This window comes from Bradyrhizobium sp. CCBAU 11357, assembly GCF_028128865.1.
GTDB lineage: Bacteria > Pseudomonadota > Alphaproteobacteria > Rhizobiales > Xanthobacteraceae > Bradyrhizobium.
Genome location: NZ_LBJW01000112.1, coordinates 382401 through 404962, shown reverse-complemented (window position 1 = coordinate 404962; position 22562 = coordinate 382401). Strand labels below are relative to the sequence as shown.

At 63.6% G+C, this 22562-nt stretch carries 21 protein-coding genes and 1 tRNA gene; 14 read left to right on the top strand and 8 right to left on the bottom strand.

What is annotated here, in order from left to right; all coding sequences use genetic code 11:
- Positions 1-219: 219 nt before the first annotated feature.
- From XI05_RS35885 to XI05_RS35875, 3 genes are all read right to left on the bottom strand, one after another.
- Positions 220-1359: an FAD-dependent oxidoreductase gene (locus XI05_RS35885; RefSeq protein ID WP_271510525.1), complete on the bottom strand. Its 1140-nt coding sequence runs from the start codon at positions 1357-1359 to the stop codon at positions 220-222.
- A gap of 420 nt (positions 1360-1779) precedes the next feature.
- A complete protein-coding gene (locus XI05_RS35880; protein ID WP_271510523.1) occupies positions 1780-3237 on the bottom strand; it encodes a hypothetical protein in 1458 nt (485 codons plus the stop codon).
- Between the two features lie 789 nt (positions 3238-4026).
- Positions 4027-4116, bottom strand: a tRNA-Ser gene (locus tag XI05_RS35875).
- A 150-nt stretch (positions 4117-4266) separates the two neighbouring features.
- On the opposite strand from XI05_RS35875, the gene XI05_RS35870 reads away from it, so the two are divergent.
- Positions 4267-5130, top strand: coding sequence for an alpha/beta fold hydrolase (locus XI05_RS35870; RefSeq protein WP_271510521.1), 864 nt, complete (start codon positions 4267-4269; stop codon positions 5128-5130).
- A 461-nt stretch (positions 5131-5591) separates the two neighbouring features.
- On the opposite strand, the gene XI05_RS35865 is transcribed toward XI05_RS35870, so the two are convergent.
- Positions 5592-6725 carry an ROK family protein gene (locus XI05_RS35865; protein WP_271510519.1) on the bottom strand — a complete coding sequence of 378 codons (1134 nt, stop codon included), beginning with the start codon at positions 6723-6725 and terminating at the stop codon, positions 5592-5594.
- 334 nt (positions 6726-7059) lie between these two features.
- Between XI05_RS35865 and rplU the strand changes: the two genes are divergently transcribed.
- From rplU to XI05_RS35850, 3 genes are all read left to right on the top strand, one after another.
- Positions 7060-7440 (top strand): 50S ribosomal protein L21, encoded by a 381-nt coding sequence (rplU, locus tag XI05_RS35860; RefSeq protein WP_025032811.1) that lies wholly within the window; start codon positions 7060-7062, stop codon positions 7438-7440.
- 102 nt (positions 7441-7542) lie between these two features.
- A complete protein-coding gene (rpmA, locus tag XI05_RS35855) occupies positions 7543-7812 on the top strand; it encodes a 50S ribosomal protein L27 (RefSeq protein ID WP_197962363.1) in 270 nt (89 codons plus the stop codon).
- A 165-nt stretch (positions 7813-7977) separates the two neighbouring features.
- On the top strand, positions 7978-8571 hold the full coding sequence (locus XI05_RS35850) for a GNAT family N-acetyltransferase (RefSeq protein ID WP_271510516.1): 594 nt from the start codon (positions 7978-7980) through the stop codon (positions 8569-8571).
- Positions 8572-8756: 185 nt separating this feature from the next.
- Here XI05_RS35850 and XI05_RS35845 read toward each other — a convergent pair whose 3' ends face one another.
- Complete coding sequence (locus XI05_RS35845; protein WP_212257643.1) at positions 8757-9671, bottom strand: DMT family transporter; 915 nt, start codon at positions 9669-9671, stop codon at positions 8757-8759.
- 275 nt (positions 9672-9946) lie between these two features.
- Between XI05_RS35845 and XI05_RS35840 the strand changes: the two genes are divergently transcribed.
- From XI05_RS35840 to XI05_RS35830, 3 genes are all read left to right on the top strand, one after another.
- Positions 9947-10429 carry a MaoC family dehydratase gene (locus XI05_RS35840; RefSeq protein WP_271510515.1) on the top strand — a complete coding sequence of 161 codons (483 nt, stop codon included), beginning with the start codon at positions 9947-9949 and terminating at the stop codon, positions 10427-10429.
- Positions 10430-10514: 85 nt separating this feature from the next.
- On the top strand, positions 10515-11555 hold the full coding sequence (gene obgE, locus XI05_RS35835) for a GTPase ObgE (RefSeq protein WP_271510513.1): 1041 nt from the start codon (positions 10515-10517) through the stop codon (positions 11553-11555).
- 196 nt (positions 11556-11751) lie between these two features.
- Entirely contained in the window at positions 11752-13386 is a 1635-nt protein-coding gene (locus XI05_RS35830; RefSeq protein ID WP_271510510.1) for an alkaline phosphatase family protein, read from the top strand.
- A gap of 146 nt (positions 13387-13532) precedes the next feature.
- Here the strand turns inward: XI05_RS35830 and XI05_RS35825 are convergent, their stop codons facing one another.
- The gene (locus XI05_RS35825) at positions 13533-14498 is read right to left on the bottom strand and encodes a Bug family tripartite tricarboxylate transporter substrate binding protein (RefSeq protein WP_271510509.1); all 966 of its coding nucleotides are present in this window, start codon (positions 14496-14498) and stop codon (positions 13533-13535) included.
- Between the two features lie 201 nt (positions 14499-14699).
- On the opposite strand from XI05_RS35825, the gene proB reads away from it, so the two are divergent.
- Positions 14700-15821: a glutamate 5-kinase gene (gene proB, locus XI05_RS35820; RefSeq protein WP_271510507.1), complete on the top strand. Its 1122-nt coding sequence runs from the start codon at positions 14700-14702 to the stop codon at positions 15819-15821.
- Between the two features lie 11 nt (positions 15822-15832).
- Here proB and XI05_RS35815 read toward each other — a convergent pair whose 3' ends face one another.
- Together XI05_RS35815 and XI05_RS35810 are read right to left on the bottom strand one after the other, a co-directional pair.
- Positions 15833-16129, bottom strand: a complete 297-nt coding sequence (locus XI05_RS35815; RefSeq protein ID WP_271510505.1) for a type II toxin-antitoxin system RelE/ParE family toxin — start codon at positions 16127-16129, stop codon at positions 15833-15835.
- Positions 16119-16397 carry a type II toxin-antitoxin system ParD family antitoxin gene (locus XI05_RS35810; RefSeq protein ID WP_271510503.1) on the bottom strand — a complete coding sequence of 93 codons (279 nt, stop codon included), beginning with the start codon at positions 16395-16397 and terminating at the stop codon, positions 16119-16121. Before XI05_RS35810 ends, XI05_RS35815 begins: the two co-directional genes overlap by 11 nt.
- A gap of 193 nt (positions 16398-16590) precedes the next feature.
- On the opposite strand from XI05_RS35810, the gene XI05_RS35805 reads away from it, so the two are divergent.
- From XI05_RS35805 to XI05_RS35780, 6 genes are all read left to right on the top strand, one after another.
- Positions 16591-17886, top strand: coding sequence for a glutamate-5-semialdehyde dehydrogenase (locus tag XI05_RS35805; RefSeq protein WP_271510501.1), 1296 nt, complete (start codon positions 16591-16593; stop codon positions 17884-17886).
- Between the two features lie 19 nt (positions 17887-17905).
- Positions 17906-18550 (top strand): nicotinate-nucleotide adenylyltransferase, encoded by a 645-nt coding sequence (locus XI05_RS35800; protein WP_271510499.1) that lies wholly within the window; start codon positions 17906-17908, stop codon positions 18548-18550.
- Positions 18551-18758: 208 nt separating this feature from the next.
- Positions 18759-19115 (top strand): ribosome silencing factor, encoded by a 357-nt coding sequence (gene rsfS / locus XI05_RS35795; RefSeq protein WP_024338888.1) that lies wholly within the window; start codon positions 18759-18761, stop codon positions 19113-19115.
- 90 nt (positions 19116-19205) lie between these two features.
- Positions 19206-19688: a 23S rRNA (pseudouridine(1915)-N(3))-methyltransferase RlmH gene (gene rlmH / locus XI05_RS35790; protein WP_271510497.1), complete on the top strand. Its 483-nt coding sequence runs from the start codon at positions 19206-19208 to the stop codon at positions 19686-19688.
- 33 nt (positions 19689-19721) lie between these two features.
- Positions 19722-21083 carry a murein hydrolase activator EnvC family protein gene (locus XI05_RS35785; protein ID WP_271510495.1) on the top strand — a complete coding sequence of 454 codons (1362 nt, stop codon included), beginning with the start codon at positions 19722-19724 and terminating at the stop codon, positions 21081-21083.
- On the top strand, positions 21080-22441 hold the full coding sequence (locus tag XI05_RS35780; RefSeq protein WP_172788818.1) for a S41 family peptidase: 1362 nt from the start codon (positions 21080-21082) through the stop codon (positions 22439-22441). Before XI05_RS35785 ends, XI05_RS35780 begins: the two co-directional genes overlap by 4 nt.
- Positions 22442-22562: the final 121 nt, after the last annotated feature.

Here is a 22562-nt window from a genome sequence, read left to right as displayed (position 1 = left end):
GGGTTACGCGGAGGGCTGGATCAGGTGCGGGCCGGGCAGGGTTTCGGGAGCCAAAAAGCCGAGGAATCTCCCGTCATTTGCTTCGTCGGGCAAAACAGGAGCATAGTGGCATAGTCGCAGGAGGTCGGACAGGCAGGGCTTTCGCTCGGGTCTCTTAAAGGCGTCAGCCGCCGGACGGTGCGCGTCTTGTGCACTGTCACCGCAACATCCAGCATCCGCTCAGGCGAATTGAGAATAGCGGGACAGCTGAAAGAAGGGTTCTGCCTGGTAGGACGGATCGGTGGCAAGGCGAGCAAGCCTTTGCCCGATGGCGGGCGCGAACTTCGCACCATGGCCTGAACACGCGGAGCAGACGATCAGGCGGGACTCCGGCCAGCGATCGATGATGAATTCCTCGCCCGCGTCTAGCCTGATGTCGGCGGGCGCGGTGTTGGTGTAGAGGCAGACGTCGCGATCGATGATGGGCCCGGCCGCGCCCGGGACGAGCGCGGCCAGCGCTTCGCCGATGGGGCGGAGTTCGGCATCGGTGGCGTGCGGACCCCAATCGTCGGGGCCGACCACGGGCCCGTGGTTGTGAGGCGCCGCCTTGACGCCGCGCTGTTCGAAGTCCGGAAAGCCGTAGACCATGTCATCAGGACCTCGGTCCAGAATGAAGATCGGGAAACGACCGAGCGCCACGCTGTCGGGGCTAGCAGGCGCGAACCAGCCGACCGCCTGTCGGGTCACGTTGAGCAGCGCGCCAAGTCGCGGGAGTGCGCGACCGAGCCACGGGCCAAGCGCCAGGATAGCGCGCTCGGCGAAGAACTCTTGCGTGGCCGTGCGGATCGACACGCCGTCGTGGTGCGGCGTGAAGCTCGCGCGTTCCGGAATCACGCGGTCGCGAGCGCGTGCGCGCATCAGTGTCATGACGACCTCGGTGTGCAGGATTGCGCCACCGTCCTGGACGACGACGTCCCAGTCACCGGGCAGGCTGAAGGCCGGAAATTCCTTGTTCGCTTGAGCCGCCGTCAACATCGGATCCGGGCGCCCTTTCGCGATCGCGGCCGCGCGCGAGGACGCCACCATGGCGGAGCCGGGGCGGCCGGCCTCCAGAACAGGGGTTTCCGTCAGAACCGTTTGACCGCTTTCGTCCTGCAGCCGAATCCAGCCGGCATGAGCCTCGTCGCTCAGGCTGGTGTAGTTGGGGTTTTCGAAATTGAAGCGACGGAAAATGCGACATGAACCATGCGACGAGCCTCGATCCGAACCTGCTGCGACAGGGTCGAAGCCGAGCGCATCGACGCCGGCATCCAGCAATGCGCCCAGCGCTGCTCCGCCCATGAGCCCCAGACCCAGCACGGCAACTTCGCATTTTCGCATGTAGGCCTCGCGAGCGATGCTACGACGCGGCGATCATCGTGATGAATTCGCGTGTTGACAAGGGCTGCGGGAGGGCGGCAGCGCCGTATCAGATCAATGGGGCTGCATCAGCGCCATCACGTCCGTCCCTGTAATCGACGGCCTGCTCGCGGCGGCGGCGCTGAGGCACGATCTGACCGTGGTGACGGGGAATGATCGGGATGTTGCGGGATTGGGGGTGATGAATCCGTTTGGTGCCCAAGCCGTGGCTCACTGCCGTCGCACATTGACGATCCGGAACCCGTACTTGAGTCCGGCACCTCGCATCCCGACTACAAAGCGGCGAAGCTCCTACAGCGGAGGCTCGCGCATAGCGTCTCGAAATTCCATCCCGCTCCCGTGCTCGCAACTGAGGCCGTAAAGCTAAGAAGAAGTGCGCCATTACCGTTCAAGATAGATCAAGCTGGCCTTCCGCAATGCATCGTCCGAACCGGGCCCCCAGAACTTCACAAGTTCGAAGTCCTTTCGGGCTCGCTCTCCGGTGTACTGACTTAGATCCAGCATGTATGCATCATAGAGGCGCCCGGTTCTATCCCGGACTGTTACCCTGAAGCGCGCTCGGTGCAGAAACTTGAGATCAACCAACTCGTTTACGGTCTCGACAAACTGTGACGTCATATCCTTTTCAACAAGGAAGCAGTTTGCTTTGGTCTTGAATATGCAGAAGTCCAAGATTCCTTGAAAGTTGGACATGAGGCGATCGCGATCTTCCGTTGTGCCGGTGTCCCGATTGAACTCCTCCTCCTTGAAAACTCCTTGTTGCCCAGCGGCAACATTTACGTCCTCGCTTCCTACCTTGCTGCCACGTGCAAGCTTTCCCGAGATGATCCGTTCACGCGCGACTTGAATCGATCGATTGAATATTGTCAGGAAATCGCGCGCGACACCTCCGCTGGCCAGAACAAGACGATCTCTGGCGCCTTCGGCTAGGATCGATTGCAGGGCGATAGACGCTTCGGAAGCGAATTGACCCAACAGCTTCATAAGAAAAGCCTTGGTGACGTCATACTTCTCCAACGTCACGTCAAGATCGATTTCGTCAGCATCATCTCCCAGCTTCATTCCTACTGGAGGGTGGCCGAGCACATACCATCTGGACCTATGCCTAATGGTCCCCACTTTAAGCCACAGGTTTGATCCTTTAGCGATCCGGTGAAAATAGTCCACGACGTTCGCCTGATCATTCAGCCGTAAGTGGTAAAGATCATCCAATAGAAGAAAGGTCGGCCCCCCCGCTAGCTGTGACAAACGGCCAAACAGGTCTTGATAGCGCATGATGTTTCGGTGAAGCGCTTCGATTTTCTTATTGGTGTACTCGTTTTGCGTCTCGTTGCTTGATTTACCGGACGTGCTCGTAGACAGGTCCCCGCCTATGCCGCTGTTGGGCAGCTTTGCAGATAGAGCGGCTTTGGTCTCCGTGCCGCTCTCGTCTTTCGCGCTTTCTTTGATCTTGGACTCGTCGGCACTCAACAGAAACGCGTTTAGCTCTCCGATCATTTTACCGAAGTCGTCTGAAAGCGCCTTGGTAGCGGCCCGATTGAAACCCGGCTTGGTCGGCGCAGTCCCGAAAAGCTTTTCCCAGAAGCTAGTTTTATTCGCAGGATTGGTGGCGGCCGTATCGAGCCATCGCTTTACCTCGACGAAGCTCTTAATCAACACGCTCAGCAGTACATCGGGGTAACTGTGCTGCTTGAACGTCTCCAGATCGACGAACGCAATTGGCGTGCGGTCAACGGTTAGATCAGCAGCGATCTTTTGTAGGAGGCTCGATTTGCCTGATCCGCGTCTTCCAAAGACGCTTGCTTTTCGCTTTCGCGAGTACACCAGGCGTAGGCTCAACAAAATGCTTCACGCCCTCGCGGCTTGCCCGAATGGACTCGTCCACAAGCTTGACCAGGTTTTGAACTCCGAGGGAATTGAGCGCGTCTTCAGCAGCCAATGAAATACCTCCCCTTACGAATGCATCTTTTGAAATGACGACAGTGTATGCAACGGATCGTTGCACCGTCCAGTTCTGCATCGAAGAGAGAAGTAGGCTCAGAGGTGGTATCGCGTCCCCAAGGTCGTGCATTCCGGGTTTCTACGGGCGGCACCAGCTAAGCCGACTCAACAGCCTCTAAGGCCCTGGCTTTTTTCTCGGGAAAGACTCAGCCGCTGCTTGCGTCGAGCGGAGGACTCACTTCAAATGAAACACGTCAGTGCGCGGGACCGATTCGGCCCTGAGAAGCAAATCGGCCCGCAATTCTGACTTCCAGCCGGCTTCCAAAACCGGTTTGGAGCCTCGGGCCGTCCGGTTTCCAACCCGGGCGGCCTTTGGTTTTTGAGGACATTCAGTCCTACTGAAATCACCCTAAGTGATTTGCGGCTATACACGCAAAGTGTATTTCGCAAATTCTTCGATGATGATTGCGATGGCCTGTGAATTGTTTTTGTGAATTAGCGGTAGTCGTTTGACGTTGCTGGAAGCTGCTGTTGCGAAGGCGGGTCCTTTCGAGCACTCAGTGCTTCTGACTTCTCATAGAGAGCGCAGAGGCAGGAACTAACGTGCATGAAAAGATGTTCGCGTGGCCTTGCCGATCCGGGAGTCTAGCCGAGGCGCAGAGAATTCATCAGATTCTTCAATGACAGTGGCGGAGAGGGAGGGATTCGAACCCCCGATAGGCTTGCACCTATGCCGCATTTCGAGTGCGGTGCATTCAACCACTCTGCCACCTCTCCTGAAGGCGCCATATAGAGGCAGGGCCCCTGTGGTTGGGGGCGTTCATAAGCGAGGTTGGCGGGCCAGACAAGGCGCGAAACGGGAAAATCCGCTGCCTGTTTCAGCCCTTGTCGTCCCGCTTGGCCTCCTCAGCGCGAAAAGGAACCGCCATGGAGCACCTGACCATCAAGGCCAACGGCGCCGATTTCCACGTGGTCCGCGCCGGAAAAGGCAAACCGCTGCTTTTGCTGCATGGCTGGCCGGAATTCTGGCTGACCTGGGAGCCGGTGATATCGCAGCTTTCGGACCGGTTCACGCTTCTTGCGCCCGATCTGCGCGGCTTCGGCGACAGCGACAAGCCGGATGGGCCTTACGGGCCGGACGGCCATGCCGCCGACATGCTGGCGCTGATGGACGCGCTCCGATTCGACCGATTCGGCGTGGTCGGCCACGATGTCGGCGGCGCGGTGATGCAGCCGCTGGCCCGGCTGGCGCCGGCGCGATTCGCCGGGCTGTTCCTGTTCGATTTCGTCTATCCCGGCATCGGGCCGCGGATGGCCGCGCCTGATCGGCTCAACCAGATCTGGTACCAGTCCTTTCACCAGATGGAGATGGCGCCACAGCTCATTGGGGTGAGCCGGGAGAGCTGCCGGCTCTATATCGGCCATTTCCTCAAGGGCTGGGCGCACCGGAAAGGCGCCTTCGACGAGGTGCTGGAGGCCTTCACCGACAATTTCCTGAAGGACGGCAACCTCGCCGGCGGTTTTGCGCATTACCGCGCCTCGCATGAAGGGCGGGTCGCGATGATGAAGGGCGAAGCACCAAAACTGCCGCCGATCGCGGTGCCGACCTGCGTGCGCTGGGCCGAGCACGATCCGCTGTTTCCGTATGCGTGGACGGATCGGCTCGGCGAGACCTTCAGCGATCTTGATCTGAAGATGTTTCCCGGCGTCGGCCACTTCCCGCATCGGGAAGATCCGGATCGCGCGGCTAGCGAGATCGCGGCGTTCTTTCAGCGGGTGGGGTGGGGTTGAGGCGGCGGGCTCTCGCCGCGCGGGACACTCTGAATCGCGACAGCCCCAATGCGGAGGCACCCTCTCCCCAACCCTCCCCCGCGAGCGGGGGAGGGAGCGCACCGTTATCGGGGCGGGCAGTTGGGATTCAAAGTATGTTCGGTAAAAATGGGGTGGGACCGCCAGACGCGGTAAACACTGGCGGTCCCGTGCCGCTACTTGAAATACTGGCCGTGAAGGGCGGCTTCGCCGGCCGAGTGGAAGCGACGGCCAGACCCTAGCGGGCGGCAGGTTTCCCGCAACGCAATCCGTCCCTTAACCTAACCAGTCAAGGTTACCCGGGCGCGGTAAGGCCGGGGGCGGACATGCGGTCAGCATGATCGAGACCGAAACCCCTCACCCGAATGGCATCTCTCGATGCCATTCCACCTCTCCCTTCGGGAGAGGTGGGCAGCGGCGCGTGGCCGATCGACCCTGGCCGCTCAGTCGCCCTTCTTGCCGTCCTTGTCCTTTTTCTTGCCGTTCTCGGCGGAGTCCTTGTCCTTGCCGTTGCTTTCCTTGCGGCGATTGGTGAAGCGCGCATTGCCGAGGCCGGTGCCGATGGTGAGCACGCCCCAGCGCTGGACGTGCTGCATGAACGGCACTTCCGACAGGCCCTGAACCACGCCGTCATTGTGCATCAGCACCGCGGTGTCGTGTCCGCCGATGCTGGGGATCGCCTCGACCAGGCTCGCCGGCAGGTTGAACTTGCTGCTTTCCCAATTGCCGGGCAGGTTCTGCGCGCCCTTCTCGATCGAGCCGTCCGCATTGATCACGCCGGGACAGGCGATGCCGATGAAGGGTGCGAGCTTGAAGCCTTCGGCCGCGGCGTCCTCGACAAGGCCTTGCAGCATCTTGACCAGCCGCTTCACCGCGGCTTCGCGGCTCGGCTCGTCGTCGGCATGGCGCCACAGGTCGGACTTGAAGACGATCGCCTTGGACAGGTCGGGCGCTTTCTTCCAACGGGTCTCGACGATGCCGCAGCGGATATTGGTGCCGCCGATGTCGACGGCGAGGATGCTGTCATAGGCCTCGAAGATCCAGGACGGCGCGAGATGCAGCGCTCCGATCAGGCCGGCATCGTCGGGGTCGAAGCGGATCGGCACCAGATCGACCTTGAAGCCCTCCGATTTCAGGATGATCTCGGCCCGGGCAATGGCGATCTCGCCGAGCCTAGAGGCGCGAAAGCCGCCCCCGACCACGATGCATTCGGTCTTGGCCCAGGCCTTGGTCTTGAGGAAGCGCCGCGTGACGTAAGCGAGCTCCTGGGCAAAGTCCTCGATCGCGCTGTGCACGACGGCGGTCGCCTCGGTATCGTCGCCGACCAGAACCGCATCCAGGACCTTCTTGCTGATCTTGTCGGACGGCTCGTCGCCGAACGGATCCTCGCCGCTCTTGCGCAAGGGCTTGCGCCATTCTTCGAGGATCTCGCGAAAGGCGCCCTTGCTGGCGCGGTCGCCGAGAAACCCGTCCTCGTCCTTGATCTCGATGTTGAAGCTGTCGACATCGACCGACGGCAGGCGGCTCGCCCCGTGCTGGGCGATGCCCGTTTTCTTGACCAGTTCGTCCGTCGCCATGATAAGCCCTTGCCCGCGTGTCCGATTTGCGAGGACACAACGGGGAGGGAACCCGTTGGTTGCACGCCGGCGGCAGATTCAGCCCACGCGCTGGAATCTCGCCAAATCCTTCAAATCCGTACCGTTTTCGCCCAGTTTTCCTTGACTCTGGGCGGATGGCGGCTATAAGTCCCGCAGCCGGCGCGGGGCGTTTCTCGCGCCGCTTGTTTTTGCGTGGGCTTTCAAAGGGATAACTCCCACCCGCGCAAAACGCAGATAAACCCATAGCGACTGACAAAAAGCCGACCCGGACGGTCATCGTCCCGAGGCCGGGATTGAACACGGAGAAAGAACGATGTTCGCAGTCATCAAAACCGGCGGCAAGCAATACCGCGTCGTGCCGGATGATGTTCTCGAAGTAGGCAAGATCGAAGGCGAAGTCGGCTCGATCGTGCAGTTGAATGAAGTTCTGGTGGTCGGCGGCGACACGCCGGTGCTGGGCGTTCCGACGGTGGCAGGCGCGTCCGTCGCGGTCGAGGTGCTCGACCACAAGCGCGGCCCCAAGGTCATCGCCTTCAAGAAGCGCCGCCGCAAGAATTCGCGCCGCAAGCGCGGCTACCGCGACGAGATCACCGTGCTGCGCATCAGCGAGATCCTGACCGACGGCGCCAAGCCCACCAAGGGCCCGCGTCCGAAGAAGGAGAAGGCGGCGCCGGCAGCGGAAGCCGCCGAGTAACGGAAATCGATCACGCCAATTCACGAATTGAAGCGTGAGACATTTTGAAATGATTCCGTCAAGGAATTGACCTAGAACTACGCAGGATTTCGGAGACGAGCCATGGCTCACAAAAAAGCAGGCGGTTCATCGCGCAACGGTCGCGATTCCAAGGGCAAGCGCCTCGGTATCAAGGCGTTCGGCGGCGAGATCGTCACGCCCGGCAACATCATTGCGCGTCAACGCGGCACAACCTGGCATCCCGGCCTCAATGTCGGCATGGGCACGGATCATACTCTGTTCGCCAAGATCGAGGGCCGCGTTGCGTTCCAGGCCAAAGCAGGCGGCCGCACCTTCGTATCGGTGCTTCCGATTGCCGAGGCTGCTGAATAGACGGTGGACAAAAACGGAGTCCGCCGGTCCCGACTGAACCGGCGGAGTCCTTCAAGATCCCAACAGATCGAAGGCTCCAAGGGGAGGCGGGAAACCGGCCTCCCCTTTTCGTTGCTCACTTAGTTCTTTGCTCACTTTGAATTAGTGACTTTCACGGAGCCGGACATGTTGCAGGATTTTCTAGGCGTGACCTTGGCTGAGGCGAGACCCAGCGTCGTCGCCACCGAGCGGCTGACCTTGCGGCGGCCGACCTTGGCCGACGTCAGGACCATCGCCCGGCTCGCCAACGACCGCCGTGTCGCCGAGAACACCCGCCGCCTGCCGCATCCCTATTCGCAGGACGACGCCGCCGACTTCATCCGCGCCACCGCCGAGCTCGGAGCTGAGACCGTGTTCCTGATCGAGCACGACAGCGGGCCGGTCGGCCTGGTCGGCATCGATTGCTCCAGGCCCGGCAATGCCGAGCTCGGCTACTGGCTCGGCGTCGAGCATTGGGGCCAGGGCTTTGCCACCGAGGCCGCGCGCGGCGCGATCGACTTCTTCTTCGAGGAGTTCGAGGACGAGCATCTCCATGCCGGCGCGCGCGTCACCAATCCGGCCTCGCGCAAGGTGCTGGAGAAGTGCGGCTTCCAATGGAGCGGCGTGCAGCTGCACCGCTTCCTGGCGCTGGGCTCCTCGACGCCCGTCGACTGCTTCCGCCTCTCGCGCGGCGTGTGGGCCTCGCTGAAGAGCTGGAGCAGTGCAAGACGGGTGCGGTAGGCGGAGGCGCGGCTGCATTCACAACTGTCATCCCGGGGCGCGGCGAAGCCGCGAGCCCGGGATCCATAGTCCCGGAGCGGAGTGTGGGGAATAGTGCCCACTCCGGGTCGTCGTCCAACGTCTCCCTGGGGGTATGGGTCCCGGGCTCGCGCTGCGCGCGCCCCGGGACGACAGCGTGCATGTGGCTACGCCGGCGGATTCACTTCGTCGCCGGGACGTCCCAAATCCCGCTCGCGCAAGTAGATATAGAACCCGGCGCCGATGATGATGGCGGCGCCGACGAGTGTTGCGATCGACGGGACGTCGCCGAACACGACGAAGCCGAAGATCACGGCCCAGACGATCATCGAATATTGATAGGGCACCACGACGCTGGCCGGCGCCAGCTTGAGCGAGCGGTTGACGCAGAACAGCGCGGTCACCGAAACGCATCCGGCGAGCGCGAAGATCACGAGGCTGCCAGGCGTCGGCGGCACCCAGTGGAACGCCGACAGCACCGCCCCCAGCGAAAACGTGCCGATGAATTGCGAGGACGCCATCACGATGTCGGGCGTCTTGCGCAGGCTGCGCGTGATCAGCATCAGGGTTGCAAAGGAGAGGCTGCCGCCGAGCGCGATCAGCGCCGGCAGGCTGACCGTCTGCGCCGACGGCCGCAGCGCGATCAAGACGCCGCAAAAGCCGATCAGGATCGCGGTCCAGCGCCGCCAGCCGACCTTCTCGCCCAGAAAGATCGCCGACATCGCGGTGACGAAGATCGGGCCTGCGAGATAATAGGTGATGACGTCGGCGAGCGGCAGATAGACGGTTGCGAGAAAGAAGGCCGCGACCTCCAGCGTCGACAGCACGACGCGAACCAGCTGCAGGCCCGGCCGCTCCAGGTGCAGGAACAGGTCGCGCTGCTTCCAGATCAGGGGCGACAGCAGCAGCAGCGCGGCGCAGGCGCGCAGGAACAAGAGCTGCCCCACCGAATAGGTCCCCACCAGGAACTTGCCCATGGCATCGCCGAACGAGAACATGAAGATCGACAGCACCATGAGCCCGATGCCGGCCAGGCGCGCGGAGCGATCGTCATAGGCAGAGAGATTCTTGAAGAGGGGCATTGCGGTCGTTCGTGGGAGGCGTCATTGCGAGGAGCTCTTGCGACGAAGCAATCCAGTCTGCGTCCGCGGAGACAGACTGGATTGCTTCGCTTCGCTCGCAATGACGAGCGGAGAGAGCGCGGAATCATGGCGACCGGAGTCGCTTGCGGTCGTTTTAATGACGTGAGCCGCCGGGACAAGCCCGCTACCGCCGAATTGAACGGATTGTCGCACTCTTCGCATCGCGGTAGCGATACGGGCCACATCGACTTGAGAGCCAAGAAGAGAGCCAAGCCATGACCGATTTCGATCCGGCCCGGCATCGCATGATCCCGACGCAACGCTGGTTTGAGGATTTCGTCGTCGGCGAACGCTTCGTGCTGCCGAGCCGCACCCAGACCTCGGCTGTGTTCGCCGCATTCCAGACCGCGAGCGGCGACACTCATCCCGTGCACTATGACGTCGAATATTGCCGCGCCCGCGGCATGCCGCATCTGCTCGCCCACGGCTTCCAGACCCTGATCCACACCGCGCCGGGCGCCGGCCTGTTTCCGTTCCTGGTCGAGGAAGCGCTGGTCGGCTTCCTCGAGCAATCGAGCCGCTTTCTGAAACCCGTGTTCGCCGACGACACCCTCTATCCGGCGCTCGAGGTCAGCGAGCTGGTGCCGGGACGTACCACCGGCACGGTGGTGCTGCGCAGCACCGTGTTCAACCAGCGCAAGGAGCTGGTGCTGGAGGGCATGCAGAAATTCCTGATCCGGCGGCGGCCGGCCGGTTAAGGAAGGACGGAAATCGCTTAAAATTCGGCCGTTTCACGGGCCAATTCAGGTTGCCGCACGGGGCCGGCTAGCCTACCTATGCCTCATGAAATTCCTCGACGAAGCAAAGGTCTATATCCGCTCCGGTGACGGCGGGAACGGCTGCGTGGCGTTCCGCCGCGAGAAGTTCATCGAATTCGGCGGTCCCTCCGGCGGCAATGGCGGCCGCGGCGGCAATGTCATCATCGAGGTCGCAGACGGCCTCAACACGCTGATCGACTACCGCTACCAGCAGCATTTCAAGGCCCAGAAGGGCGAGAACGGCATGGGTTCGGACCGCCATGGCGCCAACGGCAAGAACATCGTGCTGAAGGTTCCCGTGGGCACGCAGATCTTCGACGAGGACCGCGAGACGCTGATCCACGATTTCACCAAGGTCGGCGAGAAATTCGTGCTGGCCGAGGGCGGCAATGGCGGCTTCGGCAATGCGCATTTCAAGTCGTCGACCAACCGCGCGCCGCGCAACGCCAATCCCGGCCAGCCCGGCGAGGAGCGCTGGATCTGGCTGCGGCTGAAGCTCATTGCCGATGCCGGCCTGGTCGGCATGCCCAATGCCGGCAAATCGACCTTCCTGTCCAAGGTCAGCGCGGCGCGGCCGAAGATCGCCGACTACCCCTTCACCACGCTGCATCCGCAGCTCGGCGTCGTGAACGCCGACGGACGCGAGTTCGTGCTCGCCGACATTCCCGGCCTGATCGAAGGCGCACATGAAGGCACCGGCCTCGGCGATCGTTTCCTCGGCCATGTCGAGCGCTGCCGCGTGCTGCTGCATCTGATCGACGCGACAAGCGAGCATGCCGGGAAGGCGTACAAGACCGTGCGCAAGGAGCTCGACGCCTATGGCGGCCAGCTCACCGACAAGATCGAGATCGTCGCGCTGAACAAGATCGACGCGGTCGAGCCGGACGAGCTCAAGAAGCAGAAGGACCGCCTGAAGCGCGCCGCGAAAAAGACGCCGCTGCTGATTTCAGGCGTCACCGGCCAGGGCGTCACGGAAGCGTTGCGCGCGCTGGCCGATGTGATCGGCGAGAGCCCGGTCTCCGCCAAGGCGAAGAGCGCGGCCGAAGCGGAGCCGTGGTCGGCTTGAGCCAAGCACCGCTCTCTCGACACCTCTCCCGCAGGGAGAGGTCGATTTGCGCAGCAAATCGGGTGAGGGGATCAGGTCCCACGAGCCACCGTAACCCCTGACTCGGCGCTACGCGCGGACCTCTCCCTTCGGGAGAGGTTTTCTTCGCGCCATCGATAGCGCAATATCGAGCAAACGAAGTGTTGGAGCGAGACGCATGGCGCGCGCAAAGAACGTTCTCTGGATCATGTGCGACCAGCTTCGCTACGATTATCTCGGCTGCACCGGCCATCCCAGGCTGAAGACACCCAACATCGACGCCATGGCCAGGCGCGGCGTGCTGTTCACCAAGGCCTATGTGCAATCGCCGATCTGCGGCCCGTCGCGGATGTCGTTCTACACCGGGCGCTACATGCGCTCGCACGGCTCGCACTGGAACGGCTGGCCGCTGCGGGTCGGCGAGCCCACGCTCGGTGATCACCTCAAGAAAATCGGCGTACGCAACGTGCTGGTCGGCAAGACCCACATGGCGCCGGACATCGAAGGCATGAAGGCGCTCGGCATTCCGCCGGAATCGATGATCGGCGTGCACGTCGCCGAATGCGGCTTTGAGCCGTACGAGCGCGACGATGGGCTGCATCCGACCGGACGGCCGCGGCCGAAATACGACGAATATCTGCGAAAGCACGGCTTTGAAGCCAGCAATCCCTGGGAGCACTGGGCCAATTCCGGCGCTGCCGAGGATGGCAGCTTGCAGAACGGCTGGCTGCTGGTGCACGCCGACAAGGCCGCGCGCGTGCCGGACGAGCATTCCGAGACGCCCTACATGACGCGGCGCGCGATGGACTTCATCAGCGAGGCCGAGACCGACGGCCGTCCCTGGTGTTTGCATCTCTCCTACATCAAGCCGCACTGGCCCTATATCGCGCCCGAGCCCTATGCCAGCATGTATTCGACCGATGACATGATCCCGGTGATCCGCTCGGAGCGCGAGCGACAGAATCCGCACCCGGTGTTCGGCGCCTACATGGACATGCGCTACTCCCGCAACATGGCGCGTGACGAGGCCCGCGAGAAGGTGATCCCGGCCTATATGGGCCTGATCACCCAGATCGACGACCAGATGGGCGTGATGATGAAATTCCTGGGTGAGCGCGGCCTGTTGGACACCACGATGATCGTGTTCACCTCCGATCACGGCGACTATCTCGGCGATCACTGGATGGGCGAGAAGGACCTGTTCCACGAGCAGTCGGCAAAGATCCCGCTGATCATCATCGATCCCTCGCAGGAAGCCGACGCCACGCGCGGCACAAGCAGCGATGCGCTGGTCGAGGGAATCGATCTCGCGCCGACCTTCGTCGATTATTTCGGCGGCAAGGTGCCGGGCCACATCCTCGAAGGACGTTCGCTGCTGCCGCTGCTGCGCGGGCCCACGCCACCGGATTGGCGCAAGGTGGCATTCTCCGAATACGACTATTCCATGCAGGACGTGCGGCTGAAGCTGAACCAGCCGATCGAACGCTGCCGCCTGTTCATGGTGTTCGACGGCCGCTGGAAATACATCCACGCCTCCGGCTTCCGCCCGATGCTGTACGATCTCGAAACCGATCCGGACGAGTACGTCGATCGCGGCGACGACCCTGATTGCGCCGGCATCATCGCGCGGCTGCAGGCCGAGCTGTTCGACTGGGCGCTGCATCCGAACGATCACATCACCACGCCGCGCGAGAAGATCGCCGCCTATGCGGACAATCAGCTGCAGGTGAAGAACGGCGTTTTGATCGGAATCTGGGATGAAGCCGAACTCACGGCGATCAAGGACGGCATCGCCCAGCGCGCGAAGATGTGAGCAGCTCTCCGCGACTGCATCGTCGATACAATCGAATATCCATCCACGCCGTCATTGCGAGCGCAGCGAAGCAATCCAGAATCTTTCCGCGGAGACAGTCTGGATTGCTTCGTCGCAAGGGCTCCTCGCAATGACGGAGGAGAGAGTCAATTCTCGATCTTGTATCCCGTCGCCTTGACGATCGGCTGCCACAGCGCGGTGTTCGCGGCGAGCTCCTTGGATAGCCCGTCCGCATCGCTGCCGACCGGTATCAAGCCGATCGCCGTCAGTTTCTCCTTCACCTCGGGCTTGGCAAGCGCCGCGCTCGCGGCCGCGCCGAGCTTGCTCGCAAATTCCGGCGGGCTGCCGGCGGGAAGCCACATGCCGTACCAGGCATCCGCAACGAGATCGATGCCACTCTCCTTCAGCGTCGGCACGTCAGGCGCGAACGGTGAACGTACCGCGCTCGCGACCGCGATGATCTTCACGCCCTTGGCGCGGTGCTGCGGCAGCGCGTCAGCGAGCGTGGTGATGCCGAACGAGATGTGGCCGCCGACGAGATCGTTGAGGATGGGCGCGCTGCCGCGATAGGGCACGCGGGTCAGGGGAATGCCGAGGTCCTTCTCGAGCTTGGAGCCCATGAAATGCGGGATCGTGCCGTTGCTCGGCACGCCGAACGAGGTCTTGTCGGGATGCGCCTTGAGCCACGTCACGAAGCTCTTGAAATCGGAGGCGTCGACCGCCGGGTTGACCACCAGCGCAAATTCGAAGCGCGCCAGCAGCGAGACCGGCACGAAATCCTTCGCGGTGTCGAAGCTCGGCGTCGTCTCCACCATCGGCAGCAGGTACATGGTCGGCCCGGTCGTCACCAGCACCATGCTGCCGTCGGGGCTCGCACCCTTCACCGCCTTGATGCCGATCAGGCCGTCGCCACCGGTGCGATTCTCGACCACGACGGTCCGTTGCAGCACCGGCGCCATCTCCTGCGCGATCAGCCGGCACAGCGTGTCGCCGCCGGCTCCCGCCGCGAACGGGAAGATGATTTTCGTGAGCCCGGCCTGCGCTTTAGACCCGCTTGCCTGCGCCAACAGCGGCAGCCCGATACATCCGGCCATGAATGTACGGCGATCCATTCGTTTCCTCTCCCGGGCCCCATTATCGTTGAGCGCAGTTAGAGCCAGGCGGAGGCCTGGCACAAGGCCGACATGCGCCGTTTACCATGCCGGCTGCCTTGCGTCGGTCACCATCCTGCTGCAAAAGCAGGGCTCATCGGCGCCGCCTGTCGCTCCGCCGTTTCCCGAGCAATTCGCATCCAGCGCCGTCACGTTACCCACATGGCCAGCCCCGAACTCAGTCAATTCCGCCGCATCGTCGTCAAGGTCGGCTCCGCGCTGCTGGTCGATTCCGACAAGGGCGAGGTGCGGGCGTCCTGGCTCGCCGCGCTCGCCGACGACATGGCCAAGCTGCACAAGGAAGGACGCGACGTCCTCGTCGTGTCCTCCGGCTCGATCGCGCTGGGCCGCAGCCGGCTCAAATTGCCGCGCGGCCCGCTGAAGCTGGAAGAGAGCCAGGCCGCCGCTGCCGTCGGCCAGATCGCGCTGGCGCGGATCTGGTCGGAAGTGCTCGGGGCGCACGGCATCGACGCCGGCCAGATCCTGGTGACGCTTCAGGACACCGAGGAGCGCCGCCGCTATCTCAATGCGCGCTCCACCATCGGCAAGCTGCTGGAGTGGCGCGCCATCCCCGTGATCAACGAGAACGACACGGTCGCGACCACCGAGATCCGCTACGGCGACAATGACCGCCTCGCCGCGCGCGTCGCCACCATGGCCAGCGCCGACCTGCTGGTGCTGCTGTCCGACATCGACGGGCTCTACGACGCCCCGCCGAAAAACAACCCGAACGCAAAGCTCATTCCGGTCGTCGACAGCATCTCCTCGGAGATCGAGGCGGTGGCGGGCGATGCCGAGTCCGAGCTGTCGCGCGGCGGCATGCGCACCAAGGTCGAGGCCGCCAAGATCGCGACGACCGGCGGCACCCACATGCTGATCGCCTCCGGCAAGATCGAGCACCCCTTGCAGGCGATCGCCGATGGCGGCCGCTGCACCTGGTTCCTGACGCCGGCCAATCCCATCACCTCGCGAAAACGCTGGATCGCGGGCACGCTGGAGCCGAAAGGCACGCTGACCATCGACACCGGCGCGGTGACGGCGCTACGTGCCGGCGCCAGCCTGCTGCCGGCCGGCGTGATCAAGGTCGAGGGCCAGTTCGCCCGCGGCGATGCCGTGATCGTGCGCGGCCCCGACGGCAGCGAGGTCGGCCGCGGCCTGATCGCCTACGACGCCGACGATGCCGAGCGGATCAAGGGCCGCTCCTCCCCTGACGTAATGACCATCCTCGGCATCAGCGGCCGCGCCGAGATGATCCACCGGGATGATCTGGTGGTGGGCGGGTAGCCGGCTCTCGACTATTGCATGTCGTCAGAGTTGATATCCTGCCGGCCGTGCATGACGCGGATAATCTCGACGCCGTCCGGTAACGGAATATAGAAGATCACGTAATTGCCGACCGGGAAGCTGCGCAGGCCAGCCTTCAACTCCCGGCGTTCCCGCCCCGCGAGCGGATTCTCCAGGAGCATTTCGAATATCTCGCCGATGCGCGCGATCTGCTTGTCGGCGGCCCGGGCACTGTTTGAAGCAATGAAGTCCCAGATCGAATCGAGATCGAGGTCTGCTTGCGGGGCCTTGCGAAATCTATTTGCCACGTTTGCGCGCGGCCAAACGTTGCCGTCCCCGCGCCTTGATGTCGTTCATCCATTCCTGGACATCGACCTCCTCCATCGGCCCGCTGTCAAAGCCCTTCTGGATTTCCTCCCGCAGCGCCTCCAGCTTAACCTTGCGCCGCTCCTCGCGCTCCTCGATGAGGCGAAGGCCTTCGCGCATCACCTCGCTCGCGGTGGCATAGCGCCCGCTTTCGACGAGGTTGTCGATCAGGTCCTCGAAGTGCTTGCCAATGCTGTAGCTGCTCGCCATGGGATCGCTCCGTTATCAGATAATGATATTTATTGATATTCGGGTGCCCCGCAAGGATCTGTCCGACCTTAGGCATGACCAGGCCATTGGCCGACCCGGCGGCGCGAACCGGGGCCCTGCCATACCCTCCCCGCCCTTCGCAAAAGCGGGATTTCCGTGCTAGGACACCGCCTTAGCAGAAGGTTGAACTCCCATGGCCGCCCCCCTCAAAGCTGTTGACGGCAATGCCGATCTTCAGGCGCTGATGTCCGAGCTCGGAAACCGTGCCCGCGCGGCCGCGCGCGTGCTGGCGCTGGCGCCGCCGGAGCAGAAGAACCGGGCGCTGGAGGCCATGGAGCGGGCGATCCGCGCCAACGCGGCCGCGATTCTCGCCGCCAATGCCGAGGACGTTGCGGAGGCCCGCGCCTCCGGCAATGCCACCTCCTCCTTCATCGACCGCCTGACGCTGACGCCGGCGCGCATCGAGGGCATGGCCGAAGGCATCGGCATCGTGCGCGGCATTGCCGATCCGATCGGGGTCGTCATCGAGAGCTGGCAGCGGCCGAACGGCATGACCATCGAGCGCGTGCGCGTGCCGCTGGGCGTCGTCGGCGTGATCTTCGAGAGCCGGCCGAACGTTGCGGCCGACGCCGGCGTGCTGTGTCTGAAGTCCGGCAATGCCGTGATCCTGCGCGGCGGCTCGGACAGTTTCCGCTCGTGCCGCGCGATCCATGAAAGCCTGGTGCAGGGCCTGCGCGAAGCCGGCTTGCCGGAAGCAGCGATCACGCTGGTGCCGACGCGCGACCGCGCGGCGGTCGGCATGATGCTGTCCGGCTTGAACGGCGCCCTCGACGTGATCGTGCCGCGCGGCGGCAAGAGCCTGGTCGCGCGCGTCGAGCAGGAAGCGCGCGTGCCCGTCTTCGCGCATCTCGAAGGCGTCAACCACGTCTATGTCGATGCCAGCGCCGACCTCGCCATGGCGAAGTCGATCGTGCTCAATGCCAAGATGCGACGCACCGGCGTCTGCGGCGCAGCCGAGACGCTGCTGGTCGACCGCGCTGCGGCTGCTGCGAACCTGAAGCCGCTGGTCGAGATGCTGCTCGATGCCGGCTGCGAGGTGCGCGGCGACGACGCCGTGCAGAAGACCGATGCGCGCGTCAAGCCGGCGAGCGACGAGGATTGGGACACCGAATATCTCGACGCGATCATCGCGGCGAAGGTGGTGGACGGCGTCGACGGCGCGATCGCGCACATCCAGGACCACGGCTCGCATCACACCGATGCCATCGTGAGCGCGGATGAGGCCGCGGCGCAGAAATTCCTCAGCGAGGTCGATTCCGCGATCGTGCTGCACAACGCCTCGACGCAGTTTGCCGATGGCGGCGAGTTCGGTTTCGGCGCCGAGATCGGGATCGCCACCGGCCGCTTCCACGCGCGCGGCCCGGTCGGCGCCGAGCAATTGACGAGCTTCAAATATCGCGTCCGCGGCACCGGGCAGACTCGGCCGTAGACGTCGCGGGGCGCGGGCATTGAGCAACAATCTCGTCGTGCCGCGCTTCGTGGCGCAAGCGGTCCCGCCCTCGACGCCGGGCATGCGCATCGGCCTGCTCGGCGGCTCGTTCAACCCGCCGCATCAGGCGCATCGCGCCATCAGCCAGTTCGCACTGAAGCGATTGCAGCTTGATCGCGTCTGGTGGCTGGTCACGCCAGGCAATCCGCTCAAGGAGAACGGCACGCTGCACGAGCTCGGTGAGCGCATGCAGGCCGCGCGCGACGTCGCCGACGATCCGCGCATCGAGGTGAGCTGTCTCGAATCCGTCATTCGTACCCGCTATACTATCGACACGATCAACACCTTGCGCCGCCGCTTCCCTGGCTTGCGCTTTGTCTGGATCATGGGCGCCGACAATCTTGCTCAATTCCATCGTTGGCAGGACTGGCGGCGCATCGCCGCCCAGGTGCCGATGGCGGTGATCGATCGCCCGCCGCAGAGTTTTCGCGCGCTCGGCTCGCCCGCAGCCCAGGCGTTATCGCGCTACCGTCTGCCCGAAAAAAAGGCGACCCTGCTTGCAGATCGGCCGGCACCGGCCTGGGTGTTCCTGACCGGATTGAAGCTGAACCTGTCCTCGACCGGCCTACGGAACCCGGACGGGAGCTGGAAAGGTACGAAGTGAGACGAAGTGTACGGACATGGTGTGGACTACGGGCTCTCTGGCATATTGAAACCCTTAACCCCACATGATGTAGTGTAACCGGTGGGCGCCGGATTCGGCGTTCGCGATACAGTGAAAGGAATGGTCCCTGACCGCATCTGTATTGTCCAAGCCTGTTTTACCCAAGGTTGCCAAGCCTACGCGTAAAACATCGACCAAAGCTGCGGCCTTGAAGGCGCAACCCGACGCCGACAAGACGCTGAGCCTGATCCTCTCCCGCCTCGAGGACATGAAGGCGGAAGAGACGGTCACAATCGACCTTCGCGGCAAATCGGCGTACTCCGACTACATGATCGTCACCACCGGCCGGGTGAACCGGCACGTCGGCGCGATCGCGGAAAACGTCACCAAGAGCCTCAAGGAAAACGGCATCAAGAACATCCATGTCGAGGGCTTGCCCAACTGCGACTGGGTGCTGATCGATTCCGGCGACGTGATCGTGCACGTGTTCAGACCCGAGGTCCGCGAGTTCTACAACCTCGAGCGGTTGTACACGCAGGGCCCAGGGGCGGCGAAGGCGATCTAGGCTCACTGCCGATTTCGAATCGGCTGACGCGCATGCTAGCGTCGTGCGCGCGCTTGTTGCGCGCGGTCTTGTCAACGCGGCACTGAAATCATGCGTGTTGCTGTCATTGCGGTGGGCCGGCTGAAGCAGGGCCCCGAACGGGAGCTTGCCGACCGCTATTTCGAGCGGTTCTGCGACGCCGGCGGCAAGCTCGGATTCCGCGGGATCAGTGTCTATGAAGTTACCGAAAGCCGCGCGCGCGACGCCACGACGCGGATGACCGAAGAGGCCGCGGCGATCTCGGCGCATATTCCTGAGAAGGCGATCCTGGTGGCGCTGGACGAGCGCGGCCAGAATCTCGACTCCACCGTATTCGCACGGCATCTGGCGCGCTGGCGCGACGAAGGCGCCGGACATACTATCTTCGTGATCGGAGGGGCGGACGGACTTTCGCCCGAATTGCGCCGTAAGGCCAAGCTCGCGATCGCGTTCGGCTCTGCGACCTGGCCGCACCAAATGGTCCGCGTCATGCTTCTGGAACAGCTGTATCGGGCTGCCACCATCCTGGCCGGCCACCCCTATCACCGCGCGTGATGCGCGCCACAACGAGCACCTTTGCGTAAAGCGATGCGAGCGCCTGTCCTCAACCTGCTGATTGCAAGCCTCGCAGGCGCAAACCTCGCAGGCACAAGCCTCGCGCAAGCCCAGACGGCAACGCCGGCGCCCCAGACCGCGGCCGTCTCGCCCGACGCCATCAAGCAGCGCGAGCAGGAGCTCGAAGCTGCGCGCGTGAGGCAGAAGAGCGCGGAGGAAGCGCAGGCCAAGCTGAAAGCCGAGATCACCGCGCTCGGCCAGGACCGCACCCAGCTCAATCAGCAGCTGATCGAAACCGCCGCCAATGTCCGCACTGTCGAGACCAAGATCGACGAGGCCGAAGCGCGGCTGCGCGCGCTCAACGGCCGCGAGCAACAGATGCGCGCTTCGCTGGATTCGCGCCGCGCCGACATCGTCGAGGTGCTGGCGGCCTTGCAGCGCGCCGGCCGCCGCACGCCGCCGGCGCTGCTGGTGCGGCCCGAAGATGCGCTACAATCGCTACGCACCGCGATGCTGCTCGGTGCCGTCGTGCCGGAATTGCGCGGCCGCGCCGAAAGAATCGCGGGCGAGCTCGGCGAGCTTGTGGCCTTACGCAGGACCATCGCCACCGAGCGCGATCAGCTCGCCTCCGACCGTGACAAGGTCAGGAGCGACCAGACCCGGCTCACCGCCCTGATCGAGGAACGGCAGCGCCAGCAATCCGCACGCGAAAAAGACCTCGACGCCGAGGGCGCGCGCGCGATCGCGCTGTCAAAGCAGGTCGGCGATCTCCAGGGGCTGATCGCCAAGATGGAGCAGGACCTGCAAAGCGCCGCCAAGGCAGCCGAAAAGGCCGCCGAGGCCGCAAGGCAGGCCGAGGCCAAGGAGGCCAAACTGGCGGCGGCAAACGCGGCCGCCAGCGCCAAACAGGGCCCGGGCGCGTTCAAGGACAAGTCCCGCACCACCCCGGCGATCGCCTTCGCCTCGGCCAAGGGTCTCCTGCCGTTTCCGGTTAACGGTAACAAGATCAGGGATTTTGGCGGTTCCGACGGGGTCGGCGGCGTCCAAAAGGGCATTTCGCTGGCGACCAAGCCCGGCGCCCAGGTCACGACGCCGTGTGATGGCTGGGTTGTGTATGCCGGCCCATTTCGCAGCTACGGACAACTCTTGATCCTCAATGCCGGGGGCGGGTATCATGTCCTGATCGCCGGGATGGAGCGCATTTCGGTCAACATCGGGCAGTTTGTGCTTACGGGGGAGCCGGTCGCGACCATGGGGTCGACCTCTCAGGTCGCCTCCATTCTCGCCACGAACGCGAGTCAACCTGTGCTGTATGTCGAGTTCCGTAAAGACGGCACTCCAATCGATCCAGGCCCATGGTGGGCCGCAAATGAAGGCGAGAAGGTTCGCGGATGATGCGCAAGACTTCAGTAATCCTCCTCAGCGCCGCCACCGGTGCGGCGCTGACGCTGTTCGTGACCCAGCCGCGCGCGGTGTTCATGGGCTCCAGCGCGCGAGCCGCCACCGCGGACACCTATCGCCAGCTCAACCTGTTCGGCGACGTCTTCGAGCGCGTGCGCTCCGACTATGTCGAGAAGCCCGATGACACCAAGCTGATCGAATCCGCCATCAGCGGCATGCTCACCGGCCTCGATCCGCATTCGAGCTACATGGACGCCAAGAGCTTCCGCGACATGCAGGTGCAGACCCGCGGCGAGTTCGGCGGCCTCGGCATCGAGGTCACGATGGAAGACGGCCTGATCAAGGTGGTCTCGCCGATCGACGACACGCCCGCCTCGCGCGCCGGCATCATGGCGAACGACATCATCACCAATCTCGACGACGAGGCGGTGCAGGGCCTGACCCTGAACCAGGCGGTCGAGAAGATGCGCGGCCCCGTCAACACCAAGATCAAGCTCAAGATCATCCGCAAGGGCCAGGACAATCCGCTCGACGTGACGTTGGTGCGCGACAACATCCGCGTCCGCTCGGTGCGCGCGCGCGTCGAGCAGGATGACATCGGCTATATCCGCATCACCACCTTCAACGAGCAGACCACCGAAGGCCTGAAGCGCGAGGTCGGTAACCTCACGAACCAGATCGGCGGCGACAAGCTCAAGGGCTTCATCATCGACCTCCGCAACAATCCGGGCGGCCTGCTCGAGGAAGCGGTCACCGTCTCGGACTCCTTCCTCGAGAAGGGCGAGATCGTCTCGACCCGCGGCCGCAATGCCGAGGAGACCCAGCGCCGCACCGCGCATGCGGGCGACCTGACCAAGGGCAAGCCTGTCATCGTGCTGGTCAACGGCGGCTCGGCCTCGGCGTCGGAAATCGTCGCCGGCGCGCTGCAGGACCACAAGCGCGCGACGATCGTCGGTACGCGCTCGTTCGGCAAGGGCTCGGTGCAGACCATCATTCCGCTCGGCTCGGGCAACGGCGCGCTGCGGCTGACCACGGCGCGCTATTACACGCCGTCGGGCAAGTCGATCCAGGCCAAGGGCATCGTGCCCGACATCGAAGTGCTGCAGGACGTGCCTGACGAGCTGAAGTCGCGCACCGACACCAAGGGCGAGGCTTCGCTGCGCGGCCACCTGAAGAACGACGGCGACGAGAAGACCGGCTCGCAGTCCTATGTCCCGCCGGACGCCAAGGACGACAAGGCGCTCAAGCTCGCCGGCGACCTGCTCCACGGCATCAAGAACAGCGCCTCGGCCGCGCCGACCCCGGGCAACGACAACAAGGCCACGACCGACAAGCCGAAAGCGGCGAACTAAGTCGGCGTCACGCGCGATCCCACGAAAGGGCGGCTTCCTGAAGCCGCCCTTTTTGCTTGGAACTCCCGTGGTCCCCGGCCTCTCCCGGCCTGCCGCCGCTTGACCGCGGCGTGGTATCGTC